The organism is Flavobacterium adiutor, assembly GCF_048282555.1.
Taxonomy (GTDB): Bacteria; Bacteroidota; Bacteroidia; order Flavobacteriales; family Flavobacteriaceae; genus Flavobacterium.
In genome coordinates this window covers 4,923,687-4,948,286 of sequence record NZ_CP182487.1, presented here as the reverse complement: position 1 = coordinate 4,948,286, position 24,600 = coordinate 4,923,687, and the positions used below count along the sequence as shown (strand labels likewise).

Below are 24,600 nucleotides of genomic sequence, written 5' to 3'. Positions count from 1 at the left end.
TTAAGGTGCAAAGATACTTTATAAGTTACAATATTGCAACGGTTAGCAATCTCAAAATTTTCATAAAAAAACGACAACGATTTCGAGGTAAAACTCTTGTAAATGAATTGATTAAAATTGGTTTTTAGGAATGCTTAAAATATGTTTTTAGGATTTAAAATGCAACTTATATTTTCTAAATGTTTTTAGTTAGATTTGTTTATATATGAATCCTAACGATGAAGAAAATTTTACTTTTATTGCTGTTTTGCTTTTTGTTTTCTTGTGAAAAAAAAGAACCTAATTTTTCTGAAGATATGATTGAAAAATTATCCGTTATGCAGGAATATAAAGATGGGGAATTATTACCATCCATATATTTGGGCTTGGATTTATATGGTTTGACAAAAAACAATGAAGTTTGTAAAACCAACAATCATGAATTATTCTTTTTTTATAAAGAATACTATTTTAAAAAATTTAAATCCTTTGAAGATTTTTTAAGCGCAGTTCTAAACAAAAATTTTGTTTTGGATAAAGAATTGTTTAAAAAGCGAATTTATCTGGCAAGTTTTAAACTCAACCCAGTTATACAAAAAGAATATTCAGATTTAGGATTTGATAAATTTTTAAAAAAATATTCGAAACCATCAATTAGAAAAGATGAACTAGAACTGAATAAATCAGTTATAAAGACTGGTGGGTATTCGACAATAAAATATTTTTTATTTTTAAATAGATATGATGTTAGCGTGGATTGCTATATCGGAAAAGATTACATAAGTAAAAGAGAAGATGCTTTTAAATAATTCACACCTGATACTTCTTATCAAAATAATTCTTTAAAACCCCAACCTGAACCAAAATCATAAAAGGAACAATTAAGATTGCATACAATGTAGTTTTAGAAATATGAATCCCGGAAACAATTGCCGAAATTTTATCGGTATACGATTTTCCAATTTCGATATTATTTTCTGCTCCGGCAAAAAAGACATTATAAAGAGCCAAAACAGCCAAAGCAATTCCGATAAAAATCCATGTTGAGACGGAAATCAAAGGTTTATAAGGCTTAATTTTTGCTTTTTCAGCCACAAGAATATGTGACATTAAATTGGATGTAAAGTCGGCAGATGGCGATTCCAAAGTGTTTTCGGCCATCATTTTCTCAATTAGATTTTCTATTTCTTTATCATTTTCTTTCATAACATTCTATTATTTCTGGTTCTAATTGCTTTTTCAAAATTACAGCTAATTTTTGTCGGCTTCTAAATAATTTTACCTTGACATTATTAGCATTAATATTCATGATTTTACCTATTTCTTCTAAACTCTGATCTTCAAAATAAAATAAAGTTAGGAGAAAATTCTCGTCACTTGGTAATAAATTTAGACAATTCTGAATCGTCTGCTTTCGTTCTTTCTCTTCCAAAGCACTTAAAGCATTGTCCATCGTTTTAATTAAGTGTGCCGAAAATTCATCTATCGAAATATTGTTTTCATCCTTTTTGCTTTTCTTCAGACGATCCAAACAGGTGTTATATGCTATTTTGTAAATCCAGGTCGAAAATTTAGAATCGCCTTTAAATTTACTCAGTGAATTATATATTTTGATAAATGTGTCCTGAGCAACTTCTTCTGCTTCTTCTCTGTTTTTAACCATTTTAAGGGCCAATGTAAAAATCATATCCTTATAACGGTCAACCAGCGCGGCAAAAGAACTTGTTTCACCATGAAGGATTTTATCGATATAATGTTGATCAGGTATTGTACTCATATTATATAGGACGACAATTGGTTCTTTGAGGTTACAAGAATTTTAAAAATAAATTCCAGCTTTTTAAATTTCCAAAATTCCAACTTCGATATTTTACATATATAATTTAAGGATTGAACTTTGATAAAAACTTACATTCATAAATTGGTTCATGCATTTTGTTATCATTTCGACTCGTATTTTGAAATTAAATGCTTTTAATGATGTTTAAAATTAGCTGAAAATCAGTATTTTTTGGAGTTTTTAATTTAAAAATTGAAATTTTTAACCAAAACCTGTAACCTCAATTTAAAAGATATCGTCATATGAGGTATCAATCAATTAAAACAATATAAATTATGGGACCGGAAATATTAGTACCATTTAGTTTTTGTGCAACAATCTTTGGGATTGTCTATCTTATTTACTCAACAAGAAACAGAGAACGTCTGGCTCTGATCGAAAAAGGTGTTGATGCCAGTATATTTTTAAAAGGAAGAGGGAAAGGCGGTTCTGCCTGGAAAATTTTTGTCGTAAATCTTGCTTTCTTGTTAATAGGCAGTGGTGTTGGAATTTTTATTGCTTTGTTAATTACAACCTACACTTCATTAAATGATGGAGCAGTTTACCCTTCAATTATTTTTGTAATGGCCGGTATTGGACTTTTGGTTGGCTTTAAAACAGCAAAAGATATTGATAAAGAAGGATAAAAAAAATAAGTAACGAAAAAACGCATCAAATAATTTTTGATGCGTTTTTTTATTCTTTAGATCCAATGGTTTCGTAATATGTGTCTACAGAAAGTTTAGGCTGCATCGATGCCATTACAGCCAATTGATCACAGCGTTCATTTTGAGGATGATTATTATGGCCTTTAATCCATTTAAAATCAACCTGATGTTTGCGGTAAACAACTAAAAACCGTTTCCATAAATCTGGATTCTTTCTGCCTGCAAATTTCTTTTTTTCCCAGCCCAAAATCCATTTCTTCTCAACGGAATCGACAACATATTTTGAGTCTGAAATCACAAGCACTTTCATATTTGGCTTTTTCAGTTTTTCTAAACCAACAATTACAGCCAAAAGTTCCATTCGGTTATTTGTTGTTAAACGAAAACCTTCATAAAACTCTTTTTTATGGGGGGTTCCAACTAATTCCATAACGACTCCATAGCCGCCATTACCGGGATTTCCTTTTGCAGCGCCGTCTGTATATATGTGTACTTCGTGAGTCATTGTTTTGTATTTCAGATTTCAGATTGGTTAAACTAATCTAAAATTGATTTTTGTATTGTAATTATTTTGGATTGGTATTTATTCACTTAATAACCTTTGAATAATCTCAGGGAAATGTTTTTGTTCTAATTCATGGATTTTCTCTGCTACTGTTTCAGGAGTATCCTGGCTGGTCAGGGCAACATTTGCCTGAAAAATAATAGCACCTTCATCATAATGTTCGTTTACATAATGAATAGAAATCCCTGTTTCTTTTTCCTTATTATTGACTATAGCTCTGTGGATGTGCATACCATACATGCCTTTGCCTCCATAATTAGGTAAAAGTGCAGGGTGTATATTGATTATTTTATGAGGGTATTGTTCAATTATGTTCTCAGGAAATTTGAGCAAGAAACCGGCCAAAACTATCAAATCCGGGTCGATTTTTTGTATTTTTTGTAAGATATTGTGGTCTAAAAGTTCGTTTTTTGAGAAGATTTCGACTGGAATTTGATGTTTTTTTGCCCTTTCAATGACTTTTGCATTTGCATTATTTGTAAAGACGGAAACAACCCTTGCGATTTCAGTTTTTTTAAAGTAAGTAATGATATTTTCTGCGTTACTTCCTGAACCTGAGGCGAAAACAATAATTTTTTTCATAGTCAAATTTATTTTGAGAATGCAAAAAACGGAATAAAAAATCAAAATAAATAGTATTGAAACGCCTTTCTTGAAATTAATTTTATAAATTAGTGACACATTTATTAACTAAATAGTTGTTTTAAAATAAAGTTTTTTATTTTTGCCAACAAATTAAATTCTAAAATTAAAGATTATGTCAGACATTGCATCAAGAGTAAAAGCGATTATCGTAGACAAATTAGGTGTTGACGAAAACGAAGTTGTAACAGAAGCAAGCTTCACTAATGATTTAGGAGCTGACTCATTAGACACTGTTGAGCTTATTATGGAATTCGAAAAAGAATTTGATATTCAGATTCCAGACGATCAAGCAGAAAACATTGCTACTGTTGGTCAAGCTATTTCTTATATCGAGGAAGCTAAAAAATAATAATATTACACCCGATTCTGATTTAATTAGAAATCGGGTGTTATTATTTTAAAAAATTAAATTTCGATTGATTATCAATCCAAAAGATATATTTATATTGTAATTCCCATGGCTCTTAAGTAACAATACAGTTAAGACAGCATGGGTTTTATTTGTTTAAGACACAAAATACATATTTATGGCATTAAAGCGAGTTGTTGTAACAGGATTAGGTGCTCTTACTCCTATCGGTAATAATATCCAGGAATATTGGGATGCACTTATTAATGGAGTTAGCGGTGCTGCCCCAATAACGTATTACGATACAGAGAAACATAAAACTAAGTTTGCCTGTGAAGTAAAAAACTTCAATATTGAGGATTATATGGACCGTAAAGAATCTCGTAGATTAGATAAATTTGCTCAGTATGCAATTGCAGCGAGTGATGAAGCTATTAAAGATGCGGGATTAACAGACGAAAATATCGACAAACAAAGAGTAGGGGTTATCTGGGGAGCAGGAATTGGAGGTTTAGAAACTTTCCAGGATGAAGTAATGTACTATGCAAAAGGTGACGGAACTCCAAAATTCAATCCTTTCTTTATTCCTAAAATGATCGCTGATATTGCACCGGCACATATTTCGATGCGTAATGGTTATATGGGGCCTAATTATACTACCGTTTCGGCTTGTGCTTCTTCTGCAAATGCTTTAATTGATGCTTTCAACTATATCCGTTTAGGGATGTGTGATGTTATTGTATCAGGTGGTTCTGAAGCAGCAGTTACAATTGCAGGTATGGGAGGTTTTAGTTCAATGCATGCCCTTTCAACAAGAAACGAAAGCCCGGAAACAGCTTCCAGACCTTTTGATGCAACAAGAGATGGTTTTGTTTTAGGAGAAGGTGCAGGTGCTTTGGTTCTTGAAGAATATGAACATGCAAAAGCCAGAGGAGCAAAAATTTACTGTGAAATTGGTGGTGGCGGAATGTCATCTGATGCTTACCACTTAACAGCGCCACATCCTGAAGGAATTGGAGTTATTGCAGTAATGAAAAACACTTTAAGAGATGCCGGTATGAACCCTGAAGATGTTGATCATATCAATACACACGGAACTTCTACTCCTCTTGGAGATGTAGCTGAGCTAAAAGCTATCAGCGCTGTTTTTGGCGATCATGCAAAAACAATCAATATCAACTCAACAAAATCAATGACAGGACATTTGCTTGGTGCTGCGGGAGCTATTGAAGCTATTGCGTCTATTTTAGCTATGCAAAACGGTATTGTTCCTCCAACGATAAATCATACTGTGGTGGATGAAAACATTGATCCATCATTAAATCTTACCTTAAATAAACCTCAAAAAAGAGAAGTAAATGTTGCTATGAGTAATACTTTTGGTTTTGGAGGACATAATGCTTGTGTATTGTTTAAAAAATTAGCTGACTAATTTCTGTATATGAATATTATCAAAAAAATATTTTCAAAATCCCGTTCTCAAGAAGACGGGATTTTTTTTGACACTATTCAGAAAATTCTTGGTTTTCAGCCAGTTTCGCTGGGGTTTTACAGGAAAGCTTTTACACATCGTTCTTCTAATAAATTGGATGAATCAGGAAATCCAATTAATTATGAGCGACTTGAGTTTCTGGGAGATGCTATGCTGAGCTCGGTAATAGCTGCGCATTTGTATAACGAAGCGCCTAACGGAGACGAGGGGTATTTGACTAAAATGCGCTCTAAAATTGTGAGCAGGGAACACTTAAACGAATTAGGTAAAGATTTAAATTTAGTACGATTTGTAGAGAGTAAAGTACCTATTCAGCATTTTGGTGAAAATATTCATGGAAATATTTTTGAGGCACTTATAGGTGCAATTTATTTAGATCTGGGCTATTCTTTTTGTGAAAAATTTATTCAAAACAGAGTTATTGTGCCTTATGTCGATATTGCCCGGCTTGAAGGAAAAGTAATTAGTTATAAAAGTTTGGTTATTGAATGGTGTCAGAAAGAAAAGAAAATTTTTCATTATGATATTTTTGAGGATAACGGCATTGACGGACAACGATTGTTTGGAGTAAAATTAAGTATAGACGATAAAATAATTGCAAGGGCACGAGCCACTTCAAAAAAGAAGGCAGAAGAGAAGGCATCACAGCGTGCTTATTTCGCATTTCAGGAAAAAATGGATAAGAAATAAAACACAAATTAGTGCGATATATTTAATACTATAACGTTTTCGTTTATAAATTAACAAAAACATACTGTTCTTAACTATTTAAGCTACGATAGAAATAGTATATTTACAGCTTGATATTTCATGACATGGCTGTTCATAGATTGGATTTAGATGAATTTGACGAAATTGATTATTATTTAATGGCGATCCATACTTCTTTAGAAGATTATAGATTGGCTTATTTTATCAATAAAAAGCTTCCGATAAACTTAAGTAAGAGCAAAAACGAGATTCATGCTCAGACTAAGGAAGGCGAGACAAATTTTTCCAGATTCTATTACTATGATACTGAGAAAGCCATTTCATGGAACTTGATTCAGAATAAAAATGAAATCATTTCTGTGAGTAAAAATGATTTTCAGAATTTGTTTTCTAATGAAAATAGTGAGATTTCAACAACAATTCGTTTACTTCCTGAATTCAAAAAAGTAGATTTTTTCCTGAAAATCGATAATAGCGGTGAGGCTATAAACTTTTCAGAAATACAGCAAAAGCTAAATACAATTGAGAGTATCGCGGCTATTTATGCTGTAGATATCAATAAAATAAAATCAAAAAACAATTTAATTTTTTAAAGAAATGCTTACAAACAAGAAAACCAAAATTGTAGCTACACTTGGGCCTGCATGTAGTACGAGAGAGATTATCAAAGATATGATCGATGCAGGGGTTAATGTGTTCAGAATCAATTTTTCGCATGCAGACTATGAAGGAGTTAAAGAGAAAATAAATATTATTAGAGGACTAAACGAAGAATTTGGTTATACTACGGCAATTCTAGGAGATTTGCAAGGCCCAAAACTTAGAGTTGGTGTAATGGAAGAAGGAACTGTAGTTAATGATGGTGATTTAATCACTTTTACAACTGCTGAGGATATTGTCGGAAATGCAAAAAAAGCATTTATGAAATATCAAAATTTCCCAAATGACGTAAATGTTGGAGAGCGTATTTTGCTTGATGATGGTAAATTAATTTTTGAAATTGTTTCAACAGATAAAAATACTGAAGTTGTTGCTAAGGTAATTCAGGGTGGGGAGTTAAAATCTAAAAAAGGGGTCAATCTTCCAAATACTAAAATTTCATTACCAGCTTTAACTGAAAAAGATATTGCAGATGCCATTTTTGCTATTGAGCAAAAAGTAGACTGGATTGCACTTTCGTTTGTGAAAACGCCTCGTGATTTACAAGACTTACAGGAGCTAATTGCAAAACATTCGGAAGTTAAAATTCCAATTATTGCTAAAATTGAAATGCCGGAAGCTCTTGAGAATATGGATAGAATTGTTGCTTATTGCGATGGTTTGATGGTGGCTCGTGGAGATTTAGGAGTTGAACTTCCTGCTCATGAAGTGCCATTGGTTCAAAAAGATTTAATCCGCAGAGCTAAAACTGCCAGAATTCCTGTTATCGTTGCTACACAAATGATGGAAACAATGATTACAAGTCTGACACCAACAAGAGCTGAAGTTAATGATGTTGCCAACTCAGTAATGGACGGAGCTGATGCTGTAATGTTATCTGGAGAAACTGCTACAGGAAATTATCCGGTACAGGTGATTCAGAGAATGGCTCAGATTTGCGAGGCTGTTGAAAATTCTCCGCTTATTAATGTACCTCAAAATACACCGCAAATCAAAACGAAACGTTTTATTACTAAAACAATTTGTCAACAAGCGGCTGTGATGGCCAATACAATTCAGGCAAAAGCAATCTGTACACTTACTAATAGCGGTTATACTGCTTTTCAAATTTCAGCCTGGAGACCTACATCTGCACATATTTTGGTATTTACTTCAAACAGAAGAATTTTAACGCAATTAAATTTATTATGGGGAGTTAAATCATTCTTTTATGATAATGAAAGCAGTACTGACGATACAGTAACTGATGTAAATAAAATTGCTGTAGAAAAAGGATATGCTGTAAAAGGAGATTATTTGATTAATCTTGCTGCAATGCCAATCAAAGACAAAGGAATGGTAAATACCATGAGAGTTTCTGAAATTGAGTAATTTTTTTTAGAAAACAGCTAAATATAAAAGCCACCAAATACATTTTGGTGGCTTTTCTGTATAAAATGTTTTTATTTGTTTTTCGCCTGTTAATATTAAATTATTGATTTTAAGTATTTTAAATGATGTCTAGTGAAAATTTAACGGAATAAATGCTAACAAATTGCATATAATTTGATTGTTTTGTAACAAAATATAAATTGTAGTTACTAATTTATTAAATCTTTTAAATAAAATTTATGAATCGATTATCAATCAAGTCAGTATTGATTGCTTCAGTTTTTCTGGTTGGAGCAGTTAACTGTTTTGCACAAGACATTTTAGTAAATTCACTAAAATTAAATGCAAGTGATAAAAGCAAGGAAAACTTTAAATTCACCGAAGTAATTAATTTAGGAACTACCTCCGTAAAATTGCAGGGTTCTTCAGGAACCTGCTGGAGCTATTCTACAAATTCTTTTTTAGAGTCAGAAATGATTCGTTTAGGAAAGCAGCCTGTTGAATTGTCTCAGATTTTTTCAGCAAGAAATGTATATGTTGAAAAAGGTAAAAATTATGTGCGCATGCATGGTGCTGTTACTTTAGGTGACGGAGGTTCTTTGCATGATGTAATTAATATGTACAAGAAATACGGAACTGTTCCGAGAGAAGTGTACACAGGATTGAATTACGGAACAGATAAAAATAAATTTGCAGAAATGGCAGCTCTTATCGAAGGAGTATTAACAGCAGTAGTTAAAAATCCAAATGGGGAGTTGACACCGAGTTGGGAAAAAGCCTATGCTTCTGTAATTGATTCATACTTAGGGAAAGTTCCGGATAATTTTGACTATAAAGGGAAAAACTACACGCCACAAAGTTTTGCTAAAGAAGTTGTTGGAATTAATCCTGATGACTATGTTGAGATGTCATCATTTACAACAGCTCCGTATTACCAAAAAACATTATTGGCAGTACCTGATAACTGGTCATTTGATCAGGTTTATAATGTAAAAGTGAATGATATGACAGATGTTATTGACAATGCTTTGAAAAAAGGGTATACTGTAGCGTGGGCAACAGATGTGAGTGAGAAAAGCTTTAGCTGGAAAAACGGTGTTGCGTATGTTGCTACAAAAAAGTATGATGATATGACAGCTGAAGAAAAAGCCGACATGTTTAACGGTCCAAAAGCCGAACCTGAAATTACTCCAGAAATGCGTCAGGCTGCTTTCGATAATTACCAGACTACAGATGATCACGGAATGCATATTATTGGCCTGGCAAAAGATCAGACTGGAAAAGAATATTATATTGTAAAAAATTCATGGGGAGAAACAAATGATTATAAAGGATTTTTATTTGTAACCAAAAATTTTGTAAAATATAAAACAACAGCCTTAATGGTAAACAAAGGAGGAATTCCATCTGAGATTGCAAAAAAACTTGGAGTTTAACTTATAAAAGGTTCAATTATCCTGACAACACTTAGACATTACGTTTGGGATTTGTCGGGATTTTTGTTGCTAATTGCAATATAAATTAGATTAATAAGTTACTTGTTTAAAACAGGTCTTTCTATATTTTTGTAATTAAAGATATTAAATGATTAAAGATGAGAACATTTGTTATAGGTGATATTCATGGTGGTTTACTTGCACTTGAGCAGGTGATGAAAAGGGCTGAAGTTACAGAGAAAGACACCTTAATATTTCTTGGGGATTATGTTGATGGATGGAGCCAGTCGCCACAGGTAATTGATTATTTGATTGATCTTCAAAGCAGGCAAAATTGTATTTGCATCAGAGGAAATCACGATGAACTCTTATTAGAATGGCTTAAAAATGCAAAAAACAATGAACTTTGGTATCAGCATGGTGGAGAGGCTACTGTTTTGGCTTATGAAAAATTAAATAAAGTTCAAAAACAAGAGCATATAAAATTTTTAGAATCACTAGAAGATTATCATCTTGATGGCCAAAATCGTTTATTTGTTCATGCGGGTTTTACAAATTTAAATGGTGTTGGATATGAGTACTTCCCCACATTATTTTACTGGGACAGAACTTTATGGGAAACAGCCCTTTCCTTAGATCCGGAAATGAAAAAAGACGATCTGTATTATCCCAAAAGATTTACATTGTACAAAGAAATTTTTATAGGGCATACACCTGTAAGCCGTATTGGAGAAACCGTTCCTGTGAATAAAGCTTGTGTTTGGAACATTGATACTGGAGCGGCTTTTAAAGGACCTTTGACAATAATGAATGTTGATACAAAAGAGTTTTGGCAAAGCGAGCCTTTAAATGAGTTGTATGTTAATGAAAGGGGAAGAAATTAAATACAATAATCTATTTTTGCACTCAAAAATATTTTAAAATATATGAAAAAATTTATCACACTATTATTTTTGCTATTGGTCGGAGTTGTACAGGCACAACAGGCTTTTAAAGGGAAAGGGGATACAAAAATTAATGTTGGAGCCAATTTACAAGATGGTGGATCCGGAATCCAGAGTTCTATTGATTTTGGTTTGGCAGAAAATATTTCTTATGGTTTCTTGGCTTCCTATCTGTTAGGAGTAAATGAGTTTTCTGGTTTTTATAATGGTGGAACAACTCCATATGTAAATGAAAAACCTGGATTCAAAGATCGATTTGATGCAAAATTCAGAATAAATGCGAACATAGGAAATGTTTTTAATATTGATGAAAAATTAGATATTTACCCGGGTTTAAATTTGGGACTGAAAAATTTCGGAGGCCATGTTGGGGGGAGATATTTTTTTACTGAAGGATTTGGAGTATTTACTGAATTAGGATTTCCAATTGCAAAATACAGTGATGATAATGATTTATTTGATCATTTAAACAATCAGGTTACTTTTAGCCTTGGTGCTTCATTTAATTTGTAAATACTAAAATTAAAATAAAAAGCGGCAGTTTTGAAATTTCAAAACTGCCGCTTTTTATTTGGAAGAATTTTGAATCTTTTTTGCTTAAAATTATAAAATTGAAGAGTTTAAAATTGCAAGAATTTGCACACTAAAAGTAAGAATATCCCTGTTGTTTAATTTCTTTGTTATGGGATGTAAATTTTAAAGTTTGAGATTAAGCTATTTTCCTGTTAGGTCACTGTTTTCGGTTAGTTAAAAGTTTTTAAGCTACAACGTTTTAGTTGTTTAAGTGATAATTTATTGATGTGTATTTTTCACTATATGTAATTTTTTGGCTAAATAATTTTTATATTAATAGAAAATATTTATTTTAGTGTAATCGATTACATTGTAACTTTCTATTATTATTTAAAAATAAACTATCTAATCTATTTACCTTAAACCACATTTATGAAAAGAATTCTACTTTACATGGCTTTCATATTTATCTCATCAAATATGAAAGCGCAAACAATTACGAAATCTTCAGGATGGCTGGAATCAGCCTTTGTTGAATGGACACCTGTAGCGGGAGCCGACAGTTATAATGTTTATTATACCGGAGGAGGCGAAACTAATAAAAAAATTGATGAGCAGCTGATACGTAGTTATGGAACCTATTTTCGTGCTGATGTGCCGGGACTTGCGGCAGGATCTTATACACTTACCATAAAACCTGTAACAGTAGGTGTTGAAAGTATTGGAACGACAACTTCAAGTTTGACAGTTTTAGCCCATGACCGTTCTGGGTTTGCTTTTTCAAACGGACGTGTTCCTGGAGCATATAACCTTAATGGAACTCTAAAGAATGATGCTGTTGTTTTATATATAACCCAAAACACAAAAAATACAATAGCATTTAGCGTAGTTACAAATGCAAATGGTACAACAAAAACTAATTACGTTGGTTTGCAAGGCATTTTAGACGGTTTTAAAAAGGGATTAGATAAACGTCCTCTGGCGATTCGTTTGATTGGAAATATAACAGATCCCGCTACCTTGTATAATGGAGATATTGTAATTGAAAATAAGAGAAATGCCTTAAGCTCAATTACAATGGAAGGAATAGGAAATGATGCAGTTGTTAATGGCTGGGGAATTCGGATAAAAACTTCGACTAATATAGAAATCCGTAATCTTGGGTTTATGTTGACTGACGCGTCTGAAGGAGATAATATTGGCTTACAGCAGGATAATGATTATATCTGGGTACATAATTGTGATTTGTTTTATGGTGCAAAAGGAGGTGATGCTGATCAGGCAAAAGGGGACGGAGCATTAGATGCAAAAAAATCCACTTATATTACATTTTCATATAATCATTTTTGGGATTCCGGAAAATCTAATCTTTTAGGTTTGAGCGAAGGTAAAACTACAGATTTATATATTACATATCATCATAACTGGTACGATCATTCTGATTCCAGACACCCTCGAGTACGTTATTACTCTGCCCATATTTACAATAATTATTATGATGGAAATTCTAAATATGGTGCGGGTTCAACCTTAGGTTCTTCTTTATTTATGGAGGCAAATTTCTTCCGAAATTGTAAATATCCAATGCTTATTTCTAAACAAGGGACTGACACATTTGGTGGAGCTGTAGGTACTTTTTCAGGTGAAGCAGGAGGAACAATAAAAGCGTTTAACAATGTAATGAGTGGACAAACAAGGTATGTTCCCTACAATGCGACAACTAATCCTATTGAATTTGATGCTATTGAAGTTGGAGACAAAACACAGGCGATAAGTAATACTATAAAATCTAAACTTGGAGCAAACACTTACAACAACTTTGACATCGATCCCGCTATTATGTACACCTACACACCAGACAGCCCGGAAGATGCAAAAACAAAAGTAATGTTGTATTCCGGACGTGTAGAAGGAGGTGATTTTAAACATACTTTTAATAATGCTGTAGATGACACTTCGTCTGACGTGAATGCGGTATTAATGAATGGACTTATCTCGTATACCACTAAGTTAGTTCTTGTACAAGGAGAAGTAGCTCCGGTTGTAAATACTCAGACTTTAGTTTCAACTTCAAATAATGATCAAACGGTAACCAATGGTAATGCTATTTCATCAATAGTTTATACCTGGGGAGGAGATGCTACAGATGTAACTGTGGAAGGATTGCCTGAATCAGGAATTAATTTTATCAAGGATTCTGCTGCTAAAACCATTACAGTAACTGGTACTCCAACAGCAGATGTATCTTTTTCTGTTACAACAATTGGTACTTTAGGTACTCCTGTCACTGTAACGGGAAGTGTAACTATTGGTGAACCTCCTGTGGTTGTTCCTGCAGGTGATCAAATACATAATTTTACAACATCTGGAATAACTAGCACATTCTACACAATTGCTGGATCACTTTCAACTACTAAAGGAACTGTGAGTTATGATGGGTTAACATTGACGCAATGTTTAAAGATAGAGTCTAGTACGAAAATTAGCTATACAACTTCTCAGCCAAGTACATTAACATTGGTATTTGTTGAAGCTGCTCCTACTATTAAATTTGATAATGTAAACTATACGGGTACAGGAGGGATTATAACGCTATCTGTTCCGGCGGGAAGCCATTTGATAGAAAAATATAATGTGGCAAACTTATTTTATGTAAAAACAACTTATCCAACATTAGGTTTAGGAGATAATATTCAGGCTTCAAAATTAACGGTACATCCAAACCCTGTCTCAGATCAATTGTTTATTTCTTCTGAAGATCAAAAAGTACAAAATGTGATGATATACAGTCTGTCAGGAGCAGTAGTGAAAAATATTTCAGTAGCTGAAGAAGCTGTTGATGTTAGTGATTTAGCTACAGGAAATTACTTCATAAGAATAACTACAGATCAAGGCTCAGTAACCAAAAAAATAATTAAAAAATAAAATTCACTAATAAAGGGCTTTCAAAATCTGGAAGCCCTTTATCATTTAAATCTACAAATCAAATTTTATTCCCTGTGCCAACGGGAGACTTGTGGTATAATTAATTGTATTGGTCTGGCGTCTCATGTAGATTTTCCAGGCATCAGAGCCTGATTCCCTGCCGCCTCCAGTTTCTTTTTCGCCTCCAAATGCCCCTCCAATTTCAGCACCTGAAGTCCCTATGTTTACGTTTGCGATTCCGCAATCAGAACCTGTAACTGATAAAAATTGCTCTGCTTCGCGTAAGTTGTTAGTCATAATGGCTGATGATAATCCCTGTGCTACACCATTTTGTTTTTCGATAGCATTATCAATTTCGCCCGAATATTTTATCAGATATAAAACCGGTGCAAAGGTTTCATGTTGTACTATTTCAAATGAATTTTCGGCTTCGGCAATGGCGGGTCTTACATAACAGCCACTTTCATAACCTTCCCCTGAAAGTACACCGCCTTCAACTAAAATTGTTCCGCCTTCTGCAACAACTCTGTTCAGTGCTTTAGCATACATTTCTACAGCATGAATATCAATTAATGGTCCTACATGGTTGTTTTCGTCCAGTGGATTTCCGATACGTAATTGTTTATAGGCAGCAATAAGAGCCTCTTTTACTTTGTCATAAATACTTTCGTGAATAATTAATCTTCTGGTTGAGGTACAACGCTGGCCGGCAGTTCCAACAGCACCAAAAACAGCTCCAATGACGGTCATCTTGATATCTGCATCGGGAGTAACAATAATCGCATTGTTTCCTCCTAATTCTAATAATGATTTGCCTAATCTTCCGGCAACAGTCTGAGCCACTATTTTTCCCATTCTGGTAGATCCGGTGGCAGAAATTAAAGGAATCCGGTTATCAGCTGTCATTAATTCGCCAATAGTAAAATCACCATTGATCAGACATGAAATTCCTTCAGGCAAGTTATTTTCTTTAATAACTTCTGCGATTATATTTTGACAGGCAATACCGCAAAGAGGTGTTTTTTCAGAAGGTTTCCAAACACAAACATCCCCGCAAATCCAAGCCAGGGCTGTATTCCAGGACCAAACGGCAACAGGGAAATTAAAGGCTGAAATGATTCCGACAATTCCTAAAGGGTGGTATTGCTCGTACATGCGATGCCCGGGTCTTTCGGAATGCATGGTTAATCCGTGCAACTGGCGTGAAAGACCAACAGCAAAATCACAAATATCAATCATTTCTTGTACTTCTCCGTAACCTTCCTGTAAAGATTTGCCCATTTCATACGAAACTAATTTTCCAAGAGCTTCTTTATTTTGACGTAACTTTTCTCCAAACTGGCGCACAATTTCTCCGCGTTGTGGTGCCGGAATCAAACGAAATGTCTTGAAAGCTTCAGTTGCTGATTGCATTACTTTTTCGTAGTCTTCAGCTGTAGACATTTTTACAGATGCAATTAATTTTCCGTCAACCGGAGAATAGCTATCTAAAATTTCTCCGGATGAAAAATTATTTAAACCCGTTGATGTTCCTTCATTTATAAATTTAATCCCCAGTTTCTCCAAGGCTTCATTGATTCCAAATTGAGATGCTATCGTTGTCATTGTAACTTTTTTAGTTTAAAATGTTATATTTTTACGTAAAGGTATTGTTTTAAGATTGAATTTTATTATTGGAGGGCAAAGTAAATTTAGTGTTATTTTACAGGATTTTCGAAAATACAAGCAACTAAATTCATCTTAATTGATGAAATTTGTATCATAAAGATATGGGTATGAAAATTATAAAAATGCTTTTGGGTTGTTTGATTTTACTATCAGTTAATTCATTTTCCCAAAAAGTTCAAAAGTCATTTTTTAAGGTTGTTCCTTTGGGAGTGATGGGAGGAATAGATGAAAAAAACCTTTCTGCTTATTTAATAGCACCTTCTAATGCCAAAGATTACATTTGTCTGGATGCGGGAACCATTAATTCGGGAATCGAAAAAGCCATTGAAAATAAAGTATTCAAAGTTCCAACAAGCGAAGTTTTACGAAAATATATTAAAGGATATCTAATTTCACACGCCCATTTGGATCATGTTTCGGGTTTGATAATTAACTCACCGGCAGATTCATCAAAAACGGTTTATGCTACAAAAGAATGCATGAGAATGATGCAAGATCATTATTTTAATGGTCAGACCTGGGCTAACTTTGGAGATGAAGGACCAGGTTTTCATATTAAACGGTATCATTTTCAGACTTTAAATAACAGAGAAGAAACTTCAATTATCAATACGACGATGATTGTAAAAACTTTTCCGTTAAGCCATGTAAATCCCTATGAGAGTACTGCTTTTTTAATTAGAAATAATGATGATTATGTTTTGTATCTTGGGGATACAGGTCCCGATGCAGTGGAAAAAAGCAATAATCTGAAGGAGCTATGGACATCGGTTGCACCATTAATTCAGAATAAACAATTAAAAGGCATTTTTATAGAAGTTTCTTTCCCAAACGAGCAGCCGGATCAGTTGTTATTTGGACATCTGACACCAAAATATTTGATGGATGAACTTCATAAATTAGAGAAAATGGCCGGTCAAAATTCTTTAAACGGATTTAAAATAGTTATTACACATTTGAAACCGCCTACTAAAAACATTGTGAAAATTAAGGAACAGCTGAAAACTCAAAATGATTTGGGATTGCAATTTATTTTTCCTGAACAGGGGAAAAGTTTTGAGTTGTAGTTTTTTGAAAACTAATTTATCTCAAAAAAAATAAACCGACAAGTTTAAATTTGTCGGTTTTATATTTTTATGAAGATAGAATTTTACAAATCAAATCCTAAATTCACGCCTAATTTGGTAGCGATGATTTTAGTAATTCGTTGTTTTAATTCCGGTATTTTGATGCTTTCGATAACGGCATTTGAGAATGCGTACATCAATAAAGCCTTTGCTTCTTTTTTCGGGATTCCGCGGGACTGCATGTAGAACATGGCTGTTTCGTCTAGTTGTCCAACGGTACACCCATGAGAACATTTTACGTCATCAGCAAAAATTTCCAATTGCGGTTTTGCGTTGATTGTAGCTTTATCGCTCAATAAAATGTTGTTACTTTTTTGGAAAGCATTTGTTTTCTGAGCTTCTTTTTCTACTAAAACCTTTCCGTTGAAAACTCCTGTTGAGCGATCAGAGAAAATTCCTTTATAATCCTGGAAACTTTCGCAGTTTGGTTGTGCGTGGTTTACCAAAGTATAATGATCAACGTGTTGCTTGTCATTCAGGATAGAAATTCCGTTTAGCGTACTGGTTAATCTTTCTCCGAAATGGTAAAAGTTTAAGTTGTTACGTGTAATGTTTCCTCCAAATGAGAAAGTGTGAACGTAAGCGTGACTTTCCTGCTGTTGCGAAACATAAGTGTTATCCACTAAATTCGCTTCGCTATTATCATTTTGAATTTTGTAGTAATCAACAATGGCACGTTTTTGAGCGAATATCTCTGTAACAGAATTCGTTAAAACCGGATTTTCATTCAAGCTTTGGTGACGCTCAATAATTTGAACATGTGAATTTTCACCCACAATAATCAAATTTCTTGGCTGAACCATTAAAGCAGCTTCATTTCCTGTTGAGAAATACATAATCTCAATTGGTTTGTCCGCTACTTTTTTCTTTGGGATATTGATAAACGCGCCCTCAATTGCAAAAGCAGTATTCAATGAAGTCAAACTATCATCTTTACTTGCGATTTGATTGAAGTACGTATCAATAACCATTTTATATTTTGGTTTTGTCAATGCCGATGACATCAAACAAACATCGATTCCGTCGTGGGTCGTAGAAGACAAATGCGAACTGAAAACACCGTCAATAAAAACTAATTTATAAGTGTCAATTTCGTGTAAAAAGTATTTTTTTACCTGATTGAATTCGATTGCATTTTCCTGCTTTGGAAAAACCGTAAAGTCATTTTTTAAAACGGCATTTAACGATGTATATTTCCAGGCTTCTTCTTTTTTGCTCGGGAAACCTTTATTTTCGAAGTTTTTTATAGCATTTGTACGGATGTCATGCAAATCTGAATGTACATCAACACGTTCTTCAAAAGCCATAAAAGACGATACTAATTTTTCTTTTAAATCCATTTTCGTTGTTGTTTTCTTCGGTGTTTCAGGTTTCAAGTTTCAGGTTGCCTGTTGGAACTTAATTCCTTATGAATCCGTATTTTTCAGGTTTAATGTTTCATGTTTTCTACTGAAACTTATTTCCTTTGAAATCTTTTTTATTTAAATAAGCGATAAAGTTTTTTATTTTACCGCTTAAATTTTCATAATCCTTTTTTAAAGCTTCGAATTTTTCTTCTGAAATATATTCAAAATCAAAAACGCGATATAATTGAGATCTTGTTTCTCCGGCTGAACCTTTTGCGATAGATAAAAATTGTCGAAATTCTAAATTTCCATCTCTTTCAAAACCTTCTGCAATGTTATCCATTACAGAACCCGAAGAATCTTTTATTTGATTTTTAAATCTGAGATCTGATCTTAACTCTGTATGAACTGCAATTAAATGAATTTCTTTTGCTAATCTTCGAGCTTCTTTCCAGATTTCTAAATCCTCAAATCGAGTTATTGTCGCCATAATTTGTGTTTAAATAATTTAAGTTTAAACTTACAAAATATAACTCAACTTGAAACTAAAAAAAAACATGAAACTTGAAACAAATTAATTCTCTGCTTTAATCCAGTCGTATCCTTTTTCTTCTAATTCGTAAGCCAATTCTTTTCCTCCTGATTTTACAATTCTTCCGTTGTAAAGAACGTGAACGAAATCAGGAACGATATAATCTAACAAACGCTGATAGTGTGTGATCACAATAATAGCGTTTTTGTCGCTTTTTAATTTGTTCACTCCATTAGCCACAATTCTTAAGGCATCGATATCAAGACCAGAATCGGTTTCGTCAAGGATGGCTAATTTTGGCTCTAACATGGCCATCTGGAAAATCTCATTTCTTTTTTTCTCTCCTCCGGAAAAACCTTCATTTAAAGAGCGGGATAAAAATTTACGGTCGATTTCTAACAATTCAGATTTCTCACGAATTACTTTCAACATTTCGTTAGCAGGCATTTCTTCCTGACCGTTTGCTTTACGAGTTTCGTTGATGGCCGTTTTCATAAAGTTAGTCACGCTAACTCCAGGAATTTCTACCGGATATTGAAAAGAAAGGAAAACACCTTTATGTGCTCTCTCTTCAGGAGCTAAATCAGCAAGATCTTCTCCGTCAAGAATTACCTCTCCGTCTGTAACTTCATAATTTTCGTTTCCTGCGATAACTGCAGAAAGGGTACTTTTTCCAGAACCGTTTGGCCCCATTATCGCATGAACTTCTCCAGCTTTAACTTCTATATTAATTCCCTTAAGGATTTCTTTATCACCAATTGCGGCGTGAAGGTTTTTTATTGATAACATTGTCTTGTTTATTTATTCGTAATGTCCTTTCATTGAAAGGATATTTAATATTTCAATTGTGTTTTCGTCTATAATTTCGTAAACTAATCTGTGCTCTTGGTCAATTCTTCTGGACCATACACCAGATAAACTATATTTTAATTGTTCTGGTTTGCCTATTCCTTCAAATGGATTTTCTTGAATTGCTCGCAATAATTCAGAAATTTTCTTTAAAATTTTCTTATTTCCCGATTTACTCCAAAACTCTAAATCATTTTCTGCTTTTCTTGAAAAAACTATTTCCATAGTTTGTCAATGTCTTCTATTGTCATTTTTATTCCTTTACCTTGTCTAAGTTCTTCCCTTGCTTCAAGAATCTCTTTTACAAATTCAGGATTGTATGGACTTTCCTTCTCTTCAACAATTTCAAAACCAAGAGATTTAGCCAATGATTTAAAAATTGGAAAATCCTTTTTATTTACATTCTTTAAAGTGATATTCATAACAAATGAGTTTAAAAATTATCCCACAGATCCTTCTAAAGAAATCTCTAATAATTTTTGAGCTTCAACAGCAAATTCCATCGGGAGTTTGTTCAAAACATCTTTACTGAAACCGTTTACAATCAAGGCAATCGCTTTTTCAGTCGGAATACCTCTTTGGTTGCAATAGAAAACCTGATCTTCTCCAATTTTACTTGTTGTGGCTTCGTGTTCGATTTTTGCAGATGGATTTTTACTTTCGATATAAGGGAAAGTGTGTGCGCCACAATTGTTGCCCATTAATAATGAATCACATTGGGAAAAGTTTCTTGCATTCTCAGCTCTTGGTGAAATCTGCACTAATCCGCGGTAACTGTTTTGTGATTTTCCAGCTGAAATACCTTTAGAAATAATAGTCGATTTAGTGTTTTTACCTAAATGGATCATTTTTGTCCCGGTATCAGCTTGTTGGAAATTGTTGGTAACAGCAATAGAATAAAATTCTCCCACCGAATTATCTCCTTTTAATACACAAGAAGGATATTTCCAGGTTACAGCAGAACCTGTTTCAACTTGTGTCCAGGAAATTTTAGCATTTGTTTCGCATAAACCTCTTTTCGTTACGAAGTTGTAAACTCCACCTTTTCCTTCTTTGTTTCCCGGGAACCAGTTTTGAACGGTAGAATATTTAATTTCTGCATCGTCCAAAGCGATTAGTTCCACCACAGCAGCGTGCAATTGGTTTTCGTCACGGCTTGGCGCTGTACATCCTTCAAGGTAAGAAACGTAACTTCCTTCGTCAGCAATAACTAAAGTTCTTTCGAATTGTCCGGTTCCTGCCTGATTGATTCTGAAATAAGTTGAAAGTTCCATAGGGCAGCGAACGCCTTTTGGAATATAACAGAAACTTCCATCAGAGAAAACAGCTGAGTTTAGCGCCGCATAGAAGTTATCTTTCTGAGGAACAACAGTACCTAAATATTTTTTTACTAATTCCGGATGTTCCTTAATAGCTTCAGAAATGGGACAGAAAATAATGCCCTTTTCTCCCAATGTTTTTTTGAAAGTAGTGGCTACAGATACAGAATCGACCACAATATCCATAGCGACATTGTTCATCATTTTTTGTTCATCAACAGAAATTCCAAGTTTTTTGTACATTTCTAACAATTCAGGATCAACATCATCCAAAGTTTTATTAGGATCTACAGTTTTTGGAGCTGAATAATATGAAATTGCCTGAAAATCTGGTTTTTCGTAGTTTACGTTTGCCCATTCTGGTTCAATCATTTCTTTCCAGGCACGAAAAGCTTCAATACGCCATTCGGTCATCCACTCTGGTTCTTCTTTTTTAAGAGAAATAGCTCTTACAATTTCTTCGTTTAACCCAATAGGAAATGTTTCAGATTCTATGTTGGTATAAAATCCGTACTCATATTCTTTGGTTTCCAGTTCGATTTTTAAATCGTCTTCGGTGTATTTGCTCATTGTTTTTTTATTGAAAGATTTCAAAATAGAAGGATTTAAATAATTAAACCACTTCTGTAATTAAATCTTTAAATTTTGCAATTGTTTAATTGTTTATAGCGAAAATGACTCACCGCATCCGCAGGTTCTGCTTGCGTTTGGGTTGTTGAAAACAAATCCTTTTCCGTTTAATCCGCCAGAGAATTCTAAAATTGTTCCGGCTAAATAAAGAAATGATTTTTTTTCAACGGCTATCTGTATGTCGTTGTCTACGAATATTTTATCGTCATCTCCTTTGGTTTTGTCAAATTTTAAATCATAAGACAAACCAGAGCATCCGCCGCTTTTTACTCCTACACGTACATAGTCATGTGCGGCATCAAAACCATCATCATTCATTAAATCGATGATTTTCTTTTTGGCTGTATCAGAAACTTTTATCATTTTTAATAGTATTTATCTTTTTCAACATTCCTTTTAAATGATTCAAAAATAGTAATGAAATTATTACAATTAAAGTGCTGTATGTCAATGTTGAAATGAAATTATCTGCAAAGATACGACTTAAAAACCTTTTTCCATAACGGTTCACATTATTATAACAAATGTTAAAATAGATATAAGTTATTTAAGTTGTTTATACTGAGGTTATTCTTAATAATTAGAAGGGGTAGATTTAATTCAGATCTATAAAATTCTTTAGTTTATTAAAATATTTGTTAATTTAAGGAATAGAAAAATTGTATTTCCTAGTTTTGTTTCATCTTAGAAAATCTAAACGTATGAAACTTTATCCCATAGAATCCGGAAATTTTAAATTAGACGGAGGTGCGATGTTTGGGGTTGTACCCAAAACAATCTGGAATAAAACCAATCCTGCAGATGCTAATAATTTAATTGATATTGCGGCTCGTTGTCTCCTTATCGAGGATGGAAACCGCCTGATATTGATTGATACCGGAATGGGCGATAAGCAGTCAGAGAAATTTTTTGGCTATTATTCGCTTTGGGGTTCACATTCTTTGGATAATTCTTTAGCAAAATATGGTTTTCACAGAGATGATATTACCGATGTTTTTATGACGCACCTTCATTTTGATCATTGTGGCGGAAGTGTTCGATGGAATACGGATAAAACAGGATATGAACCTGCTTTTAGAAATGCGAGATATTGGACCAATGAAAATCATTGGGAATGGGCAACACAGCCAAATGCCCGTGAGAAAGCTTCTTTCTTACCAGAAAATATTTTACCCATGCAGGAAAGTGGTCAGTTGAATTTTATTGAAAGACCGGAAAGTGATTTCGGTTTCTCAAAAGAATTGAATTTTGATATTTACTATGTTGACGGTCATACCGAAAAGCAAATGATTCCACATATTCAATACGGCAATAAAAAGATTGTTTTTTGTGCCGATTTATTAGCGACCGCAGGACACATTCCGCTTCCTTATGTTATGGGATATGACACCCGCCCTTTATTGACAATGCCTGAAAAAGCAAAAATGCTAAATGCTGCCGCAGATCATAATCATTATTTGTTTTTAGAGCATGATGCTCATAACCAGATTATAACCGTTGAGCATACCGAAAAAGGCGTGAGGTTAAAAGAAGTTTTTACCTGTGAGGATATCTTATAAAATATTAAAACCATATTTCTAATGAATGAAATATGGTTTTAATTTTATAATGAGTTTGTATTTTATTGGACTAGAATTTTTTTAACAATAGTTGTTCCTTCGTTTTCTAAATAAATGTAATAAATACCATTTTGTAATCCTGCCAAGTTAATATTGTTATTAGTGTTGTTTTTAGTAAACTTAGTTTTTATAATCAGTTTTCCCAATGCATCATATACAGTTGCTTTTTCAAGAGGACTATTGTCAATGTGTAGTTCTCCCTTTACAGGGTTGGGATAAACAGCTATTTTTTCAAAACCGATTTCTGATAGTCCTAATGTTGGGCAAGTTAGGTTGTAAGTTGCTGCTGCATCTTTAGAAGTTGCCCAGTTAGTGTTTGAATAGGAAACATCATCTACCTCTATACAACTTAAAGTAGAATTCGATTTGCAATTTAAATTTGTTAAAACAGTATTCTTTCCGTTTTTTAAATTAAGACTTGTCAATTGGTTAGAATAACAATGTAAAGTCTCCAAAGCGATATTTTTAGAAATATCTAATGCTGTTATTGAGTTAGAATGACAATCTAAACTTTTCAAAGCAATGTTTTTAGAAAGATCTAATGTTGTCAATGAGCCTGAATGACAAGATAAATTTTGTAAAGCAGTATTCATAGACAAATCTAATGTTGTCAATGGGTTATAAAAGCATTGTAAAAATACCAAAGCGGTGTTATTAGAAATATCTAATGATGTTAGCGGATTTGAAGAGCAGGTTAATTGTGTTAAAGCGGTATTTTTAGAGGTATTTAATGCTGCTAATTGATTATAATCGCAAACTAAAGTTTTTAAAGCAGTATTTTTAGAAACATCCAATGTTGTTAATTTATTATTATCGCAATGTAAATTTTTCAAATCCTTATTCTTAGAAATATTTAATGTTGTCAATAAGTTAAAACTACAACCTAAATCTGTTAAAGCGAAATTATTAGAAAGATCCAATGTTGTCAGTGAGTTCGATTGAAAATCTAAATTTTCCAAAGCGGTGTTATTAGAAAGATCTAATGATGTTAATTGGTTTGATCTGCAATATAAAAACTTCAAAGCAGTATTCATAGACAAATCTAATGCTGTCAACGTGTTATAATGGCAATACAAATATTGCAAAGCGATATTTTTGGAGATATCTAATGTTGCTAATGGGTTATTGTTACAAATTAAAACTTTTAAAGATACGAAATTTTGAATCCCTGTTAAGTCAACAATAGAACTATTTGAAATATCAATAGAAGTTAATTTATCAATACTACTAGTCAGTACCTGATGATCAGGTGCTCCGGAATCAATTCCAAGGGCAATCAGTTTGTTTTCAAAATTATTATCCGGGATACTGGTATATTGAGCATAAATAGCAAAATTTGCGAATAATAGTAATGAGAGTAATTTTGTTTTCATAGGTTAAAATATAATTTTTTAGGTGTACAAATATATTTAATACCGGATGTTTTCCTAATA

General features: G+C 33.2%; 26 protein-coding genes. 13 read left to right on the top strand and 13 right to left on the bottom strand.

The genetic code is table 11. From position 1 onward, the window contains the following. Window positions 1–218: 218 nt before the first annotated feature. A complete protein-coding gene (locus tag ACNC7R_RS20980) occupies window positions 219–788 on the top strand; it encodes a hypothetical protein (protein WP_417942956.1) in 570 nt (189 codons plus the stop codon). Between the two features lies 1 nt (window position 789). Here the strand turns inward: ACNC7R_RS20980 and ACNC7R_RS20975 are convergent, their stop codons facing one another. Both ACNC7R_RS20975 and ACNC7R_RS20970 read right to left on the bottom strand, forming a co-directional pair. Next, window positions 790–1,185 (bottom strand): hypothetical protein, encoded by a 396-nt coding sequence (locus ACNC7R_RS20975; protein ID WP_417942955.1) that lies wholly within the window; start codon window positions 1,183–1,185, stop codon window positions 790–792. Then, entirely contained in the window at window positions 1,172–1,756 is a 585-nt protein-coding gene (locus ACNC7R_RS20970; protein ID WP_417942954.1) for an RNA polymerase sigma factor, read from the bottom strand. The genes ACNC7R_RS20975 and ACNC7R_RS20970 overlap by 14 nt, the downstream gene beginning before the upstream one ends. A 338-nt stretch (window positions 1,757–2,094) precedes the next feature. Between ACNC7R_RS20970 and ACNC7R_RS20965 the strand changes: the two genes are divergently transcribed. Further along, the gene (locus ACNC7R_RS20965) at window positions 2,095–2,445 is read left to right on the top strand and encodes a DUF6249 domain-containing protein (protein ID WP_031454026.1); all 351 of its coding nucleotides are present in this window, start codon (window positions 2,095–2,097) and stop codon (window positions 2,443–2,445) included. Window positions 2,446–2,494: 49 nt separating this feature from the next. Here the strand turns inward: ACNC7R_RS20965 and rnhA are convergent, their stop codons facing one another. Continuing rightward, entirely contained in the window at window positions 2,495–2,971 is a 477-nt protein-coding gene (gene rnhA / locus ACNC7R_RS20960; protein ID WP_031454027.1) for a ribonuclease HI, read from the bottom strand. Between the two features lie 78 nt (window positions 2,972–3,049). Further along, the gene (gene purN / locus ACNC7R_RS20955; RefSeq protein WP_417942953.1) at window positions 3,050–3,613 is read right to left on the bottom strand and encodes a phosphoribosylglycinamide formyltransferase; all 564 of its coding nucleotides are present in this window, start codon (window positions 3,611–3,613) and stop codon (window positions 3,050–3,052) included. 175 nt (window positions 3,614–3,788) lie between these two features. Between purN and ACNC7R_RS20950 the strand changes: the two genes are divergently transcribed. The 9 genes from ACNC7R_RS20950 to ACNC7R_RS20910 all read left to right on the top strand — a co-directional run bounded on the left by ACNC7R_RS20950 (window position 3,789) and on the right by ACNC7R_RS20910 (window position 14,077). After that, on the top strand, window positions 3,789–4,025 hold the full coding sequence (locus tag ACNC7R_RS20950) for an acyl carrier protein (protein ID WP_007137004.1): 237 nt from the start codon (window positions 3,789–3,791) through the stop codon (window positions 4,023–4,025). Window positions 4,026–4,203: 178 nt separating this feature from the next. Further along, window positions 4,204–5,457 carry a beta-ketoacyl-ACP synthase II gene (gene fabF, locus ACNC7R_RS20945; protein ID WP_417942952.1) on the top strand — a complete coding sequence of 418 codons (1,254 nt, stop codon included), beginning with the start codon at window positions 4,204–4,206 and terminating at the stop codon, window positions 5,455–5,457. 9 nt (window positions 5,458–5,466) lie between these two features. Then, window positions 5,467–6,207 carry a ribonuclease III gene (rnc, locus tag ACNC7R_RS20940; RefSeq protein WP_417942951.1) on the top strand — a complete coding sequence of 247 codons (741 nt, stop codon included), beginning with the start codon at window positions 5,467–5,469 and terminating at the stop codon, window positions 6,205–6,207. Between the two features lie 125 nt (window positions 6,208–6,332). Next, window positions 6,333–6,821: an IPExxxVDY family protein gene (locus tag ACNC7R_RS20935; protein WP_417942950.1), complete on the top strand. Its 489-nt coding sequence runs from the start codon at window positions 6,333–6,335 to the stop codon at window positions 6,819–6,821. Between the two features lie 4 nt (window positions 6,822–6,825). Continuing rightward, entirely contained in the window at window positions 6,826–8,259 is a 1,434-nt protein-coding gene (gene pyk / locus ACNC7R_RS20930) for a pyruvate kinase (RefSeq protein WP_417942949.1), read from the top strand. A gap of 239 nt (window positions 8,260–8,498) precedes the next feature. After that, window positions 8,499–9,695, top strand: a complete 1,197-nt coding sequence (locus ACNC7R_RS20925) for an aminopeptidase C (protein ID WP_417942948.1) — start codon at window positions 8,499–8,501, stop codon at window positions 9,693–9,695. 158 nt (window positions 9,696–9,853) lie between these two features. After that, window positions 9,854–10,579 (top strand): metallophosphoesterase family protein, encoded by a 726-nt coding sequence (locus tag ACNC7R_RS20920; RefSeq protein ID WP_417942947.1) that lies wholly within the window; start codon window positions 9,854–9,856, stop codon window positions 10,577–10,579. Between the two features lie 42 nt (window positions 10,580–10,621). Next, complete coding sequence (locus ACNC7R_RS20915) at window positions 10,622–11,152, top strand: DUF6646 family protein (protein ID WP_417942946.1); 531 nt, start codon at window positions 10,622–10,624, stop codon at window positions 11,150–11,152. A gap of 432 nt (window positions 11,153–11,584) precedes the next feature. Continuing rightward, the gene (locus ACNC7R_RS20910) at window positions 11,585–14,077 is read left to right on the top strand and encodes a T9SS type A sorting domain-containing protein (protein ID WP_417942945.1); all 2,493 of its coding nucleotides are present in this window, start codon (window positions 11,585–11,587) and stop codon (window positions 14,075–14,077) included. Window positions 14,078–14,128: 51 nt separating this feature from the next. Here ACNC7R_RS20910 and ACNC7R_RS20905 read toward each other — a convergent pair whose 3' ends face one another. After that, complete coding sequence (locus ACNC7R_RS20905) at window positions 14,129–15,682, bottom strand: aldehyde dehydrogenase family protein (RefSeq protein WP_417942944.1); 1,554 nt, start codon at window positions 15,680–15,682, stop codon at window positions 14,129–14,131. Window positions 15,683–15,852: 170 nt separating this feature from the next. Between ACNC7R_RS20905 and ACNC7R_RS20900 the strand changes: the two genes are divergently transcribed. Beyond that, window positions 15,853–16,812 (top strand): MBL fold metallo-hydrolase, encoded by a 960-nt coding sequence (locus ACNC7R_RS20900; protein WP_417942943.1) that lies wholly within the window; start codon window positions 15,853–15,855, stop codon window positions 16,810–16,812. An 83-nt stretch (window positions 16,813–16,895) separates the two neighbouring features. On the opposite strand, the gene sufD is transcribed toward ACNC7R_RS20900, so the two are convergent. The 7 genes from sufD to ACNC7R_RS20865 form a co-directional block, all read right to left on the bottom strand. Continuing rightward, entirely contained in the window at window positions 16,896–18,212 is a 1,317-nt protein-coding gene (gene sufD, locus ACNC7R_RS20895) for a Fe-S cluster assembly protein SufD (RefSeq protein ID WP_417942942.1), read from the bottom strand. 106 nt (window positions 18,213–18,318) lie between these two features. Continuing rightward, window positions 18,319–18,708: a four helix bundle protein gene (locus ACNC7R_RS20890; protein WP_417942941.1), complete on the bottom strand. Its 390-nt coding sequence runs from the start codon at window positions 18,706–18,708 to the stop codon at window positions 18,319–18,321. Window positions 18,709–18,792: 84 nt separating this feature from the next. Next, complete coding sequence (sufC, locus tag ACNC7R_RS20885) at window positions 18,793–19,539, bottom strand: Fe-S cluster assembly ATPase SufC (RefSeq protein ID WP_008466070.1); 747 nt, start codon at window positions 19,537–19,539, stop codon at window positions 18,793–18,795. A 12-nt stretch (window positions 19,540–19,551) separates the two neighbouring features. Continuing rightward, window positions 19,552–19,824 (bottom strand): Txe/YoeB family addiction module toxin, encoded by a 273-nt coding sequence (locus tag ACNC7R_RS20880; protein ID WP_417942940.1) that lies wholly within the window; start codon window positions 19,822–19,824, stop codon window positions 19,552–19,554. Further along, complete coding sequence (locus ACNC7R_RS20875; RefSeq protein ID WP_417942939.1) at window positions 19,815–20,021, bottom strand: DUF2683 family protein; 207 nt, start codon at window positions 20,019–20,021, stop codon at window positions 19,815–19,817. The genes ACNC7R_RS20880 and ACNC7R_RS20875 overlap by 10 nt, the downstream gene beginning before the upstream one ends. An 18-nt stretch (window positions 20,022–20,039) precedes the next feature. Continuing rightward, the gene (gene sufB / locus ACNC7R_RS20870; protein WP_417942938.1) at window positions 20,040–21,488 is read right to left on the bottom strand and encodes a Fe-S cluster assembly protein SufB; all 1,449 of its coding nucleotides are present in this window, start codon (window positions 21,486–21,488) and stop codon (window positions 20,040–20,042) included. 93 nt (window positions 21,489–21,581) lie between these two features. Continuing rightward, a complete protein-coding gene (locus ACNC7R_RS20865) occupies window positions 21,582–21,911 on the bottom strand; it encodes an iron-sulfur cluster assembly accessory protein (RefSeq protein WP_341691883.1) in 330 nt (109 codons plus the stop codon). A 338-nt stretch (window positions 21,912–22,249) separates the two neighbouring features. Between ACNC7R_RS20865 and ACNC7R_RS20860 the strand changes: the two genes are divergently transcribed. Continuing rightward, window positions 22,250–23,107, top strand: a complete 858-nt coding sequence (locus ACNC7R_RS20860; protein WP_417942937.1) for an MBL fold metallo-hydrolase — start codon at window positions 22,250–22,252, stop codon at window positions 23,105–23,107. Between the two features lie 62 nt (window positions 23,108–23,169). On the opposite strand, the gene ACNC7R_RS20855 is transcribed toward ACNC7R_RS20860, so the two are convergent. Next, entirely contained in the window at window positions 23,170–24,540 is a 1,371-nt protein-coding gene (locus tag ACNC7R_RS20855) for a T9SS type A sorting domain-containing protein (protein ID WP_417942936.1), read from the bottom strand. Window positions 24,541–24,600: the final 60 nt, after the last annotated feature.